At 53.8% G+C, this 14412-nt stretch carries 11 protein-coding genes; all 11 read left to right on the top strand.

The annotated features are described in order from the left end of the window. Positions 1-5 precede the first annotated feature (5 nt). The 11 genes from MGMAQ_RS19970 (at position 6) to MGMAQ_RS17665 (ending at position 14407) form a co-directional block, all read left to right on the top strand. Complete coding sequence (locus MGMAQ_RS19970) at positions 6-1934, top strand: alcohol dehydrogenase catalytic domain-containing protein (protein WP_052716523.1); 1929 nt, start codon at positions 6-8, stop codon at positions 1932-1934. Beyond that, complete coding sequence (locus tag MGMAQ_RS20810) at positions 1931-3673, top strand: hypothetical protein (RefSeq protein ID WP_148561014.1); 1743 nt, start codon at positions 1931-1933, stop codon at positions 3671-3673. Before MGMAQ_RS19970 ends, MGMAQ_RS20810 begins: the two co-directional genes overlap by 4 nt. Positions 3674-3916: 243 nt before the next feature. Then, a complete protein-coding gene (locus MGMAQ_RS17705; RefSeq protein ID WP_052716522.1) occupies positions 3917-4630 on the top strand; it encodes an FkbM family methyltransferase in 714 nt (237 codons plus the stop codon). Between the two features lie 167 nt (positions 4631-4797). Beyond that, positions 4798-6387 (top strand): radical SAM protein, encoded by a 1590-nt coding sequence (locus MGMAQ_RS17700; RefSeq protein WP_158498894.1) that lies wholly within the window; start codon positions 4798-4800, stop codon positions 6385-6387. A 59-nt stretch (positions 6388-6446) separates the two neighbouring features. Then, the gene (locus tag MGMAQ_RS17695) at positions 6447-7517 is read left to right on the top strand and encodes a histidinol-phosphate transaminase (RefSeq protein ID WP_046022589.1); all 1071 of its coding nucleotides are present in this window, start codon (positions 6447-6449) and stop codon (positions 7515-7517) included. Next, on the top strand, positions 7510-8682 hold the full coding sequence (locus MGMAQ_RS17690; RefSeq protein ID WP_046022588.1) for a radical SAM/SPASM domain-containing protein: 1173 nt from the start codon (positions 7510-7512) through the stop codon (positions 8680-8682). The genes MGMAQ_RS17695 and MGMAQ_RS17690 overlap by 8 nt, the downstream gene beginning before the upstream one ends. Positions 8683-8906: 224 nt before the next feature. Beyond that, on the top strand, positions 8907-10715 hold the full coding sequence (locus MGMAQ_RS17685; protein ID WP_082085518.1) for an ABC transporter ATP-binding protein: 1809 nt from the start codon (positions 8907-8909) through the stop codon (positions 10713-10715). Further along, positions 10712-11521: a sugar phosphate isomerase/epimerase gene (locus MGMAQ_RS17680; protein ID WP_046022586.1), complete on the top strand. Its 810-nt coding sequence runs from the start codon at positions 10712-10714 to the stop codon at positions 11519-11521. The genes MGMAQ_RS17685 and MGMAQ_RS17680 overlap by 4 nt, the downstream gene beginning before the upstream one ends. Then, a complete protein-coding gene (locus MGMAQ_RS17675; protein ID WP_046022585.1) occupies positions 11518-12288 on the top strand; it encodes an SDR family NAD(P)-dependent oxidoreductase in 771 nt (256 codons plus the stop codon). The genes MGMAQ_RS17680 and MGMAQ_RS17675 overlap by 4 nt, the downstream gene beginning before the upstream one ends. A 111-nt stretch (positions 12289-12399) precedes the next feature. After that, on the top strand, positions 12400-13845 hold the full coding sequence (locus MGMAQ_RS17670; RefSeq protein WP_046022584.1) for a B12-binding domain-containing radical SAM protein: 1446 nt from the start codon (positions 12400-12402) through the stop codon (positions 13843-13845). Between the two features lie 124 nt (positions 13846-13969). Continuing rightward, positions 13970-14407, top strand: a complete 438-nt coding sequence (locus MGMAQ_RS17665) for a cupin domain-containing protein (RefSeq protein WP_046022583.1) — start codon at positions 13970-13972, stop codon at positions 14405-14407. Positions 14408-14412: the final 5 nt, after the last annotated feature.

The raw sequence follows: 14412 nt of genomic DNA, 5'->3' as shown, positions 1-14412 counted from the left end.
GATCCATGCCCGAAACCAGTGTCATCGTCCGGACCTTCAACGAGGAAAAGCATCTTCCGGCGCTGTTTGCCGCCCTGGATCGGCAGGCTTACCGGGATTTCGAGGTCATCCTGGTGGATTCCGGGTCCTATGACCGGACCCGCGATATTGCCACGGAGTGGGGTGTCCACAAGCTGATCCGTATCTCCAGCCACGACTTCACCTTCGGCTATTCGCTGAACAAGGGGATAGAGGCGGGATCGGGACGTTTCATCGCCATGTGTTCGGCCCATACGGTGCCGGTCGATGGCGATTGGTTGGAAAACCTGGTTCGGCCCCTGCGCGACAACGACGACGTGGCCATGGTCTATGGGCGGCAGGTGGGCGTGGCCTCGTCCAAGTTCGCCGAGGCGGAGGATTTCGAGCGGGTGTTCGGCCCCACCCCCCGCGAGGATCGAAAGGGCAGTTTCGCCGTTAATAATGCCAATTCGGCCATGCCCCGACGGTTGTGGGAAATCACGCCGTTCGATGATGCCCTGCCGGGACTGGAAGATATCGCCCTGGCGCAATACTGGGTGGAACGTTCCTGGCGAGTACTCTATGAGCCTTCGGCGGTGCTGTCCCATATCCACGAGGAAACCTGGCCGCAGGTGCAACGGCGCTATTACCGCGAAGCCGTGGCCGCCAGACGCAGTTCGGTGATCGGGCGGCGCCATATTCCGGCGATCCTGGCCAAGGAATCCGGGCGGACCATCGCCGATTGCCTGCAGGCCCTGGCACCGAAAGATAATCCCGCCGCCCAGCGGCTTCCGCTGGCAGCCCGTTGGCCGGAGATCCTGCGCTTTCGCATCCGCAAGACCCTGGGCACCATTCGCGGACTGATCGAACCTCATCCCATGGAAACCCAGGAAGAAAGAGAGCAGGCTTTGTTCAATCGCATGAATCGGGTGGTCCAAGTCAAGGGACCGGGAAAGGTGGCCCTTGAGGTCGTCGATATCCCAGACCTGAAGCCGGGCGACGTGCTGATTCGGGTGGCTCATGTGGCGGTCTGCGCCACCGACCTGGAAATCCGCGACGGCACCTTGGGCTTCTATCACAATGGCATGGCTGACTTCCCCATCGTGCCGGGCCATGAGTTTTCCGGTCGTGTGGCGGCGGTGGGCGTGGCGGTTGAGGACTTTGCCGAGGGCGAACCGGTGGTCGCCGAATGCATCCAGAGCTGCGGTACCTGCGATGAATGTCGGGCCGGAAATTTCATCGGCTGCGCCGACCGTTCCGAACTGGGCGTCATGCGCCGGGATGGGGCCTATGGGGATTACGTGGTGGTGCCCAGCCGTTTCCTGCACAAGGTACCCGACGGCATGGACCTGCGCCGGGCGGCGCTGACCGAACCCCTGGCGGTGGTGCATAAGGGACTGCGGCGGTTGAGCACGGTGCTTGATGACGGCCCGAAAAACTGCGCGGTCATCGGATCGGGCCCGCTGGGACACCTATGTAGCAAAGCCCTGGCCGGGCGTGGTCATAAGGTCACGGCCTTTGACCGCAATCCCAAGCGCCGGGCCCTATTTGATGGGACCGGCATCGCCACCGCCGAGGACCTGTCGAGTCTGCGCGACTATCAGGTCATCGTCGAGATCACCGGTGATCCAGAAGTTCTTGACCGGGCCCTGCATGACAGTCCAGCTAATTGTTCGCTCTTGCTGCTGGGCTTACCCTACGGCAAAAGAGCTTTTTCTTTCGAGGCCGTGGCGGCCTATGACAAGACGGTCACCGGGTCGGTGGGCAGCACGGCGGAGGATTTCGAGGCGGCCATCGCCCTGCTGCCAGATCTGGATCTGGATGAATATTTCAAGTGCCCCATGGCCTTGGCCGATTTCGAGGCAGCCTGGAAAACCAGCCAGACTGGCGAGGTTTTGAAAGTGATCCTTGATGTGGCTTCGGAAGATCGGTCATGATCCACGCGATATCCGTTTCCGAGGCGAGCCTGCCCGGCCTGTTGCTCCGTACCGCATTCGGCAAGAAACCCTATGTGATCGGTATTGAGCCACTATTTCCAAGGACACGACCATTTCTTGAACGAGTGGTGAAGCATCTAACTAAATCGGGAAAAGTTCATGATATCATAGATCTGTGCCCTGAACTTGTGCCAATTATTCACTATCATTCCAGAATTTTGTTCCACAACGTATTTGAGGAAACTGAGAAATGGCAAAACAAATACTTCAAATTTGATAAGTTAAATACTAGTATAAATGAGTATATGTTCTGTTATAAGCAGTTAACATGTAACTATTTTAAAGATAAGCATTTCATACTTCTTAAAATAAAGTCATTATATCAAAAACTTGGCAAAGATGGGTTTATCGTAACGGGCCTCAGCGAGGATACCCGATCTGCCGCAGGTGATTTCATCGGAGAAGACTGTCTGTCCGCACTGAGCCACCAACGCTTTCCTTGGCGAATGACGAATATCCTGATTGGTGTGGCCGTTGTAGGCATCTCCACTGCGTGGGTGATAGGCCGCCTGCGTGCCAAGGTTGATCCCAAGAGCTATTTCCTTTGCGCTGACTATATTGAGGATAGAAGGGATTTCAGGCTCTATCATGAGGTAGCCGAAGGGGGACCGGTTCTATTGGCGGAGCGCCACTCTTCATGGACGGTGCGCGGCCATGAGGAACTGAATTCCTATGATGTGTGCCAACCCAAAGATGGCTTGTTCGACCTGCTTGGCGGCCTGAAAACCCTAGGCATGATCTTTCGAGACGGGCTCAAACTGTTGATGGGCTTTAATGACCGGCCGCCCGCCCTATTCTATCAGATCGCGACCCTTCCCTTCAGGCGAGCGGTTTTGCGAGGATTTTTCAATCGGTTTCATCCGAGCTATCATTGGAGTCGGGACGACTACAATGTTGAACATATTTTACGTCGGCAAGAACTTCACAGAGTTGGTGGAACGGCGCTGGGTATCAATCATGGATATTCGCACTACTCGAATTTTTATCCCATGTGGCGGTACATTTCTTTTGATCGATTCTATGTATTTGGTCGGGCCCAATATGATCGATATACGCATCAGACCTGGGCCAAGGATATGGTGATCGTACCCTCTGGAACCTTTGGTGCCTCGCGGCAGGATTATCGAAGCGCCCATGAACCAAAACCCAAGGATATCGCGGTTTTTGTGGCTCCTTTCATTGACAATCCGGAAATGATTCGACTAGTGAGAGGGCTGGCGGAAGCGTTCATTGACCGAAAAATCTTACTGCAGGTGAAAGGGACCTTTGTCGACACGGATGTCGGCAAGGATTTTGTCAGGCAGTGCCAGGACGGTATGGCGAACGTGGTACATACCCGGGATCGCTTGTTCGATATTTTTACCCAGGCGCGGTACGCTTTTTCAGATCCTTCGACGGTGGTCGTCGAGGCCATGCAGTTTGGGTTGTTCTCATTCATGACCGATCTATGTCCCTATCAGAAGGTCAGTCTGCATCGGGAATTCCCGGGGCTCTGTGTGAATTCTCCTGGAATGGCGGTCACCAAAATCAAGTCTATCGAAGATGGCTCGCAACCTTATCCGCTTGAATCGTATAGGGATCTGGTGGACCTATCTGGTCGCGTGCTGTTTGACATAGTCCGCAGTGATATGGGGCTGGTGCCTCTCGAAAAAGAAAGACCGTTTCTGATGTCATCGTGAATATCAAAAAGTATAGGTCGCGGTGATCAAGTTTTGTTGGAGAGTAGTGAGTTGAAATTAGAATTACGATCTCATGTCCCTAATGGTACAAAGAAATATTTGAGGATACTATTAGGAATTCCTGGTAGTTTAATCAGGATTATAGTAAGATCATTAGTGTCTATATTGAGATTTATTCTTGGTCCTCGCCTGTTTCTAAAGTTATCTTCCTTGTTTCATGAGTATGGGGACTTTACGATTACAGTGGATGGAATTCGTTTCAGCGGTAGTGGCGCCATTCCTTTGCGACGGGCCGTAACCCTGCTCGATACGGAACCAGATATCATTCACTGGTTGGAAGAGCAGGTCGACGAGAACGACGTTCTTTTTGATATTGGGGCTAATATTGGCCTTTACACACTCTATGCCGCAATCAAGAAACAGGCCGAGGTTGTTGCGCTTGAGCCCATGAGCCTGAATTTCAATGAGCTTAATAAAAACATTATGCTCAACGGGTTAGATGATCATGTGGTGGCGCTCAATGTTGCAATGCATGACGAGCTGGTTTTTGACCGGCTAAATATTTCAGGCTTTGTCGAGGGCAAGGCAGGTCATGGATTCGGCCAGGCTGCGGCAGGCACGGGCCGGGTCGCGTTCAAGCCTGCCTATCGCCAGGGTGTGATCGGTATTTCCGTCGATGACTTGGTCCATAAACTGGCTCTACCTTTTCCCAATCACATCAAAATTGATGTGGATGGCAACGAGTCCAAGATCGTCAGGGGCATGGGCGAGGTTCTAAAAGATGCGCGCCTCAAGTCCATCGCAGTGGAATTGGAGCCCGAGGATTTTGATGATGACCGGGCCGCCATTGAGCTGATTATATCTCACGGATTCAAGGAATTGACGGCGCCCTCTTATCGAAACCCGGAGCTTGCCAAGTGGACGAATGTACGAAATCACTTTTTTGTCCGAAAATAGGTTTTATCTAACTATAAGCGGCTTGGAGAGACTTCGGCAGAAACGGCTGTCGTCTCGACCCTTGAACCCCTCTTCTTCCTCAGTTCACCATGGCGGTAGTAAACCAGATGAGTCCTAAAAATGTCGAAGATTTCAAGGTTCTGATCGTATATCCGAATCTTCCGTTGATGCTCATACCCTCGATCGCCATCGCTTTGTTTACAAGGATCCTCCGAGACAAGGGGTATGCCGTCGATTTGTTCGAAACCACCTATTATGTGTCCGATCAAAAATCGACATCGGAAAGCCGTATGGAGCTGTTTCAGGCACGCTCATTCAATATCACCGAGGAAATTGGGATCACCATGAAGACGGATCTCCTCGGGGACTTTCGAAAAAAAGTCGAAGAGTACAAGCCTGATTTCATGATCTTCTCCGTGGTGGAAGATGCTTTTGCCCAATGCGTCGAGTTATTGGGGGCCGTAGAGGATTTGAATATCCCGCATCTAATTGGGGGCGTATTTCCAACCAATGATGCCGCCCGTGCCCTTTCGTTTCCACAGGTCAAAACCGTGGGACGCGGAGAAGGGGAGCAGATTGTTCTCGACGTAGCGGAGGCGGTTCGCACGGGAGCATCGTTCGAGAACATTGCAGGGATCTGGTACAAAGACGGCGACGGAACCATTCATCGGAACCATCAGCCGCCTTTGGTGAATCTCGATGCCGTGCGACCGGATTTTGGCCTCTTTGATCCGCGCCGGTTCTACCGGCCCATGGGCGGCAAAATGTTCAAAATGATTCCGGTGGAAAGCTACCGAGGGTGTCCTTATGCCTGTACCTTCTGCAATTCACCGGCCCAACGGAGTTTCACGAAGTCCGAAGGATTGGGGAACTTTCTTCGTCGAAAATCTCTGCCCGTCCTACGAGACGAATTACGGGAGTACGTGGACCGCTTTGACCCCACCTTCTTCTATTTCATGGATGACAGCTTTTTAGCCCGACCGCACAAAGAGATCCTTGAATTCTGTGACATGTATGAAGAATTCAAAGTTCCGTTTTGGTTCAATACCCGTGCCGAAAACCTTGATGTACCCACACTCAAAAGATTGAAGGATGTTGGCTGCTACCGCATGGCTTCCAGCGTTGAATGCGGCAACGAGGAATATCGGAACAAAGTTCTGAAGCGGAAGATTACCAACGAGGAAATCATCCGTCGCTTCCGGCTTATTCTCGAAAGTGGCATTGCCTTCAGTTTGGATGTCATGGTTGGCCTTCCCGGGGAGACGCGGGACTTGGTTATGGATTCCATTAAGTTGGTTCGTTCGATTCAAGGGTATGATGCCCTCACTGTGAGCATTTTCACGCCTTATCACGGTACCACTCTACGGGATGTCGCGATCCGCAATGGCTGGCTGGACAAGGATTTCATCTGCACGCAAGGTCATTCCGCGTCCGTGCTCGAGATGCCGGCGCCGATGCTGAGCCAAGACGAGATTTCCAGCCTTACGACCTTGTTCCCGCTGTATTGCTATTTCCCGGAAAACGAATGGGGTGACCTTCGGCGCGCCGAGGCCATGGACGATGAAGGCGCGAGACTGCGCAAGCATTACGGTGAGATCTACGCCCGAGACTTTTTGGGCATGGACCAGGACGAGAAATTTGCGCGGACCGTGGCTAGTTTCGGCGGCGGTGGAACAGGGTGTCGAACAAATCCGAAGGATGAATTCAGGGTCAGTCCGAGCCGCTTGAGTGCCGATGAGATGGAAGCGCTGATGTAAGCCGAGTCTCTTTCCTTCCGACATAGTTCTTTTTCTTCATCGATACCCAAGCGGTTGCCATGACACTTTCCAGATTTGCACATTTATCGAGCCTGGCTCGTCCGAGGATCGCCGAGCCCGACAATGTCAGATTGCGGTTGCAGCGCAATGAGAAGCCGGACTCCTGGTCGCCGGACCTGCTTGCCGAGATATTCAATTCCATACCAGACGTCCTCGTCTCCCGATACCCCGACCCAAGCGAGTTCCAAGCTCGTTTGGCGCAATTCCTGGGGGTCGCGGAGGGCCAAATTGTGGTGACGTCTGGAATAGACGAAGCGATTCGAACTCTGATGCTGCTGAACTGTGGGTCAGGGGATCGTGTTGCCTATGCCACGGGCTACGCCATGTACGATGTCTATTCAAAGATATTTGGAATAGATCCCGTACGGATTGAGTACCGGCCCGGGGAGTTTCTGACCCCAGAGGCTTTGTGTGACCAGATACCTGAAAATACCAAGGTGCTCTTTCTGCCCAATCCAAATCAACCCGTCGAGAATTGTTTCGACATTGGTCAGCTTAGATTTATCGCATCATGGTGCGATAAACACGGCATCATATTGGCGGTGGATGAGGCCTATCACTTTTTTGGCGGCCCTTCGGCGATTCCACTGACCAAGGAATTTGACAATGTGCTGGTTCTTAGGAGCTTCTCGAAAGCTTTTGGTGCTGCGGGGTTGCGCTTGGGATATGTAGTGGCAGGGTCTATGCAAATCGCCCCGTTGGCTGCGATCCGCCTGGCCCACGAAGCAAACGCCTTGTCCTTGCATGTGGGGCTACGGTTGCTTGACCATTTCGAAAGCCATGTCCTGCCAGCGGTTCAGAACATATGCGCGGGGCGGGATTATTTGCGGAATGAGTGGCGAGGGCAAGGAGGGCAGGCTTGGGGCGAACACGGTAATTTCGTATTGCTGAAGCTCCGCGATGCCGCCCAACTCAAACACATTGATAGTGATCTCAAGAGCAATGGCACTTACGTCAAGGCCAGCACGGGAGGCCCATTGGATGGGTGCCTGTCGATCACTTGCGGCCCTCGGCCGATGATGGTCGAGGTGTTTGAGCAACTTATGGAAAGCATGAAACGCCATGGCTGATTCCGCTTTTAAATCGACAGTGTCGTCACCGACTGTGAGCGACAAAACCGGGAATATCGGACATCGTGCCTTCTTTCTTGGGGACGCACCGACAACACCGCCTTTCAGTGCGGATGATCTGGTGGCACTAGCCATTGACCTGGACCTGGGAGCTGACGATCAGGAATACTTGACAGAAATGATTACGTCGCTCCGTGAAACAGGGTCGCTTCCCTACGGTTGGACGCCGCAAGAAAACTTTTTCATTTCCCAAAATTCGTCAGACCGCTGGATCCCCTATCTCCTATATCGCTTTAAGTTCAGGGTGTTACCAGAGCGGAGAGTCGTGGGAGATTTTCCGATCCATCTTTTGATCGAGCCAACGTCAGCGTGCAATCTAAGATGCGTCATGTGCTTTCAGATCGACAAGTCCTTCACTCGCAAGCCCTACATGGGCCTCATGGACCTGGGGCTCTATCGCGACGTGATCGACCAAGCGGCCGAAGGCGGGGCAGGCGCCATTTCATTGGGGAGCCGCGGCGAACCGTACTTACACAAGCAAATCGGGGACATGCTTCGCTATGCGTCCGAAAAAAAGTGTTTCTTTGATCTGAAAGTCAATACCAATGCCACACGCCTGAGCGAACAGGATTGCCATGATCTTTTGTCCAGCAATGTCAATCTGATCGCCCTTTCGGTCGATGCTTCCGAGAAGGAAGTGTATGAATCCATTCGGGTGCGTGGAAAATTCGATGTGGTTGTGGAGAATATTCGCCGTCTCAGAGCTATCAGGGACAAGCACTATCCCAACTCACTGTCGGAGATCCGTATATCGGGGGTCCGGTTCCGTGAGGACCAAAATGAACGGCATTTCCAAGATTTCTGGTCAGAGATATGCGACACGGTGGTTTTCGTCCGGGCGCAATTGAGATGGGATACCTACGGCAACCCGCTCCACCCTGAACGTGTTGTTCCGTGTGATTTTCTGTGGAACAAGCTCTACGTATGGCACGATGGCCAGACAAACCCCTGTGACGAGGACTATAAAAGCTACCTAACGCCAGGAAACGTAAAAGAGCGGTCGATCAAAGACATTTGGAATGGAGACGCGATGAATGAGCTGCGTCAAGCCCACCTGCAAGGCGGTCGTTCGACTTTCAATCCCTGCGACAGATGCGGGGTGTAGTCCCATCGCTCGATCGGCTCTCTGATCCAAACGCCCATACGGGGGCGAACCCCTGTCGCATCGTTTTTGCAATCGAGTAATGGTGAACAGAATAAGTATTCATTTTTCTCTGTTATAAAAATAAATATGTTCTTTCATTACTATTAGTAAATATAATACATTACCGCCAAAAATACGCATATAGTATTTTATGCTCTATTCAATGGCCTCTTCAAGACGGATTCATGTATAAAACTGGCAAAAAACTCTTGTCTTTTCTGAATAGGCAAAGTCGATTCAGGATTGCCTTGCTACTGATTCCACTACTCCTCTCAGCAGCCCTGGAGATGGCGAGTATCGGTATGATCGTGCCAATTGTTCAGATGGGCATGTCCGCAGATTATAGTGGTCCTCTGGAAAGCCTCAAACCACTCTTGGCGCAGTTTTCTTCCGATAGTCTGATACTGGCCGTTTCACTTGGATTTTTGTCGCTATTCCTGCTCAAGAACGCTGTAATCTTGGCAACCATCTATCTGGTCACTCATTTTACCCTTTACTCTGCGGCGGCGTTTCGCAAAGAATTATTCGAATTGTACCTCACACAACCCTATTCCTACCATCTTCAGCGCAATTCCGCCGAAATGCTCCGCAATCTTACCAACGGCATTGGCGCGGCCTTCGACGGGCTGCGCCTCGGATTAAACTTGTTGCTCGACCTCGTTCTTTCCGCAGCGGCATTTACAATTTTGGTCATTGTCGAGCCCGTACTGACCATATCTCTGACAGTGGGAGTGGGGGGAGCAGGAGTCGCGTTTTACATGATTGTCGGGCCCTTGATCCAACGTTGGGGAAAGCAAGCCTTTCACCTCGAGGCGCAGGTCATCAAAGCCATCAACTTTGGCCTCGGAGCGATCAAGGACATCAAGATACTCAATGCCGAAGCCCACACATCTCACCTGCTCAATACCTTAAGTATCTCGCAGGCAAGAATTCTGACGCGGAGTGTCGTCGCCAATCAAACGCCGCGACTATTTGTCGAGCTGTTGATCATCGTTGCCTTGTTGTCGGTAGCGGCTGCTTTGATATCTTCGGACAAGCCTCTTGAATCGATACTGGCAATGGCGGGAACTTTCGCGCTGGCGGCCTTGCGTTTGATGCCATCCATGAATCGGATTATCAGCAGCACGACTGAACTTCGCCAGCGTACCGCTTTGGTCGAAGATTTGCACAAGGACTTGATCGAGGGTCGTCGACTCCAAGAATATACCACCAAGGACGAGGGTGCCCCGGCCCTTCCTTTCACCGATCGGTTTCAAATTGCCAATGTGACCTTTCAATATCCGGGGTCGGCGGTGTCGGCGATTGAGGACATCAACCTAACGATCAAGCGAGGCGAATCCATTGGGTTGGTCGGTGGTTCGGGTGCCGGCAAAACAACAATGGTGGACCTCATTCTCGGCTTGCTGAAGCCAAATATCGGTACCATGACCGTCGATGGTATCGATATACAACCCAACCTTCGATCTTGGCAGAAAGATGTGGGTTACGTGCCGCAGGATATCTTCATCGTCGATGACACCCTCCGGCGGAACATTGCGCTTGGCAAGAATGATGAGGATATTGATCCGGAACGGATGCAGCAGGCTCTTCGCATCGCCCAGCTAGACGACGTGGTTGCCAACCTGCCCGAGGGACTGGACACGGTCCTCGGCGAACACGGAGCCCGCTTGTCGGGCGGACAAAGACAAAGGGTGGGGATCGCAAGAGCACTTTACCCGAACCCTCAGATACTTATCCTCGACGAGGCAACATCGGCGCTGGATAGCCAGACGGAAAGCAGTATCGCCGCCGCCATGGAATCCTTGATGGGGGAAAAGACCATGGTCATTATCGCCCATCGGTTGGCCACCGTGCGTCATTGCGATTTTCTGGTCTATATGGAGCAAGGGCGCATTGCCGCCATGGGGCGTTTCGATGATCTGGTAAAAAGCAATGCCGGGTTTGCCAAACTGGTACAGTTGGGGTCTTTGGTGAGCGGAGAAAAAGAATCATGAGGGCTTCGGTCTCCAATATCGGCCTACCGGCATTAGATCATGGAAACCAACTGGTGCGGCTGGCCGAGATGGGGGTGGCAGGCCTCGAAGTGGCGCCAAGCCGGGTCTGGAGCGATACCTGGCGGGGTTTGACGTCGGCTCAAATCGAAGCCTACCGGCGACAGGTAGAGGGGGCAGGCCTCTCTGTCGTCGGCCTGCATTCCTTGATCTTCGATCATCCAGATCTGGGTCTTTTCAAGGGGCCGGAGCTCCGTCGGCAAACCCTGGATTTCTTTACACATCTGTCGGCGGTCTGTCGCGATCTGGGCGGTAAAACGCTAATCTGGGGCGGTGGTCGGCGGCGCGGCGATATGCCGCAAGATGACGCCTTTGACGAAGCCGTGGCTTTCATGGGCGAGCTCTGTGTCCGCATCGAAAGCCACGGGACTCAATTCTGTTTCGAGCCCCTGGGCCCCAAGGATTCCGATTTCGTCAATTCGGTTCGGGACTCGATGCGCATCGTCGAGACCCTCGATCATCCCGCCTTGAAAGTCCAATTGGACGCCAAGGCTTTGGTGGAGAATGGCGAAGTGGACGAGGAAACCTTTGTCCTGGCCGCGCCTCATTTGGTGCATTTTCATGCCAACGAGCCGGGCTTGGGCGTGCTGGGAGAGGGTGGCGCGGTGCCTCATGATCGTATCGGGGCCCTGCTCAAAGACATCGATTACGCGGGATGGGTCTCCATAGAGCAACGCATGTTGTCCGAGACGGATCCCTTGGGCGATCTGGCGCGAAGCGTGACCCATTTGAAGGAATGCTATTCATGAACCGTTTCGAGGAACCCGACTGGATTCCCCGACTGACCCCGGGAACCCGTGTCCTGGTGGCCGGCGCCAGCGGCGGTCTGGGCCGTGCCTTGGTGACCATGCTTTTGGAGGGATCCGATTGCGTGATCGGCGCCCATGGCGGCTCGAAGACACCGACTTCTGTCGATCCCCGGGTAATTCCCCTTCGGCAATCCTTCAACGGTGCCGCCGATTGCGAGGCCGTGGTGGATGCCTTCGTCGAGCAGGCGGGGGGCATCGATGCCTTGGTCACGCTGTCCGGCGCCATTCACTTCTCCGGCCACTGGAAAGACATGCCCGAAGACGACTGGGAACAGGACATGGCGGTCAACCTCAACCAGCCATTCTATCTGGCCAGGGCCGCCATGCGGCATATGACCGATCAGGGTACGGGCGGTCGTATCTTGCTCAATGGGACCGAGTCCGCTTTGCATGGCGGATCGGGCCAGTCCTTTCCCTACGCGGTCGCAAAGCGTGGAACGGAATGCATGGTTCAGGGATTGGCCCGCGAGGGCGCGCCCCACAACATTCTGGTCAACGGCGTTCGCTTCGGCTACATCAAGAGCGGTTTTCACCAGCGCTGGCACGAAAAGTCCGAGAAGGACATGAGCGACCGAGCCGAGCTGGTACCCTTGAAGCGCGGTGGGGAACCCCGCGAAGCAGCGGCCCTGATGATCTATCTGCTGTCTGGTTGGAGCGCATTCATCACTGGGCAAATGATCCCGTTGACCGGGGGCGATTGGCTATGAGTAGACTTACTTGTAATGATAATAATTCGTAGCTAAATTGACCCTATTGGATCCCAAAGCAACCCCGCCACGTCCGGCGACCATGCCATTGCAGACGAAAAGGTCCGAGCCTTGAAAGTTCTTCTGGTCTACAAGCACACCGTTTCCATCGAACGGTTGGCCATTGCCTGTCTCAGCGCGGCCCTGAAGGAAAAGGGCAACGAAGTCCGGCTGGCGATCGTCGATATCATGTCTCGCGAAGCCATTCTGGAGATGGTGCGCGAGTATCGGCCTGCGGTGATCGGCTATACGGCGATGACCGGTGAGCACGACGATCTGGCGGCCCTCAACCGCGAGTTCAAGGCGTTCCATGAATTCTTTGCGGTATTCGGCGGCCCCCATGCCACCTTCTTTCCCGGCTTCATCGAGGAAGACGGCATTGATGCGGTCTGCACCGGCGAAGGCGATGTGGTGTTCCCGGAGCTCTGTCGGCGTCTGGAGGCCGGAGAGGACTATTGGCTGACGCCCACTTTTGAAGTGAAGCGTGACGGCGAGGTTTTCAAGAACGAAAAAGCCCACCTGGTGGATGACCTGGATACCCTGCCCTTCCCGGACAGGGAGCTCCTGTACCAAGCCGATCCTCAGTTCCTGCGCAACAGCACCAAGTTCTTCATGGCCACGCGAGGCTGCCCCTATAAGTGTTCCTATTGTTTCAACGTCAACTACAATAAGGAATACAAAGGCAAGGGTAAGGCCGTTCGGACCCGTTCGCCGGAGCATTTCATTCGCGAGATCGAAGAAACAAAGAACAAATACCTTCTTGAGCATGTTTCCATGGTCGACGACCTGTTCATCCTCAAGCCCCGATGGTGGCTGGAAGAGTTCGCCAAGCTCTATAAGGAACGGATCAACCTGCCCTGGGACTGCACGGTGCGCGCCAACGCGGTGCGCGAAGAAGATATCATCATGTTGAAGGAATCAGGCCTGCGCTTTGTCTGGATGGGCGTGGAAAGCGGCGACGAGGAAGCCGCCAACAACATTCTTGATCGCGCCATGAGCAATCAGCACCTGATCGATGCGGCCGACATTCTGCGTCGCAACGGCGTTGGGCTCTACACCTTGAACATTCTGGGTCTGCCGGTGGACAATCCCTTCGAGAGCGATCTGAAGACCCTGGATCTGAACATCCGCATCAAGCCCACCTACGGCGGTACATCTATCCTCTATCCCTATCCCGGCTCACCCATTGAACGCTATGTGAAGGCCCAGGGGTTCTTGAAGGATGACCCCACGTCGTTTCCCGAGACCTACAAGCGGTCTTCCATGCTCGACTTCAAATCGGAAATGGACCGCCGCCGGATCGAGAACCTGCACAAGATATTCGGGTTGATCGTCAATTTCCCGATCCTGCGTCCGGCCGCTCACTTCCTTAGTGGTCTGCCGTTGGCGGGGTTTTATCGGGCGGTTTATTACCTGTGGTACGGCTACGTCTATAAGATCAAGTTGCAGCCCATGAATTGGCGCCGCGAAGGGCTCTATTTCATCGGCTTGTTCTTCCGCATGATGAAAAAGAGCTGACCTCGGGAATCCAAGGAATCGGGCGCCAAAACGTGTCTCGTGCGCACGGAAGGGCTTCATTGACAGGGGAAGGGAAAACGGGCAGTTTGTCGCCCAATCCCAACCCGAGCCGGAGACCGTTTCCGTGGATATCAGACCGCTGACCGAGGAAGAAAAAAAGACTTGGCCATCTTCGGTGATCGTGCCTCTGCTGGCTCCGTTTGTTGACGAGCGGGGCGGTATTCAGCCGCTGGTGGATCTGCCCATGGAAAGCGCGGTGATGATTTCATCGAAAAAGGGCAGTCTGCGCGCCAATCATTACCACAAGACCGATTGGCATTTCTGTTACGTGGTTTCTGGGCAAATCGAGTATTTCCACCGTCCGCACGGTTCCCAAGAGGAACCGGAGAAGGTGGTGGTGAACAAGGGCGAGTTATTCTTTACCCCCCCCATGGTGGACCACACCATGACCTTCCCGGAAGATACCGTTTTCCTGACTTTGGGGCGCAATTCCCGGCGTCAGGAAGTCTATGAGGCGGATGTGGAACGGATCGAAATGGTCCAGCCTGAAGATCGGTCCTGAGTCTG

Source organism: Magnetospira sp. QH-2, from assembly GCF_000968135.1.
In the GTDB taxonomy this organism is placed as follows: Bacteria; Pseudomonadota; Alphaproteobacteria; order Rhodospirillales; family Magnetospiraceae; genus Magnetospira.
Note: the sequence above shows the minus strand (reverse complement) of the source record. Positions and strands in the feature narration are given on the sequence as shown.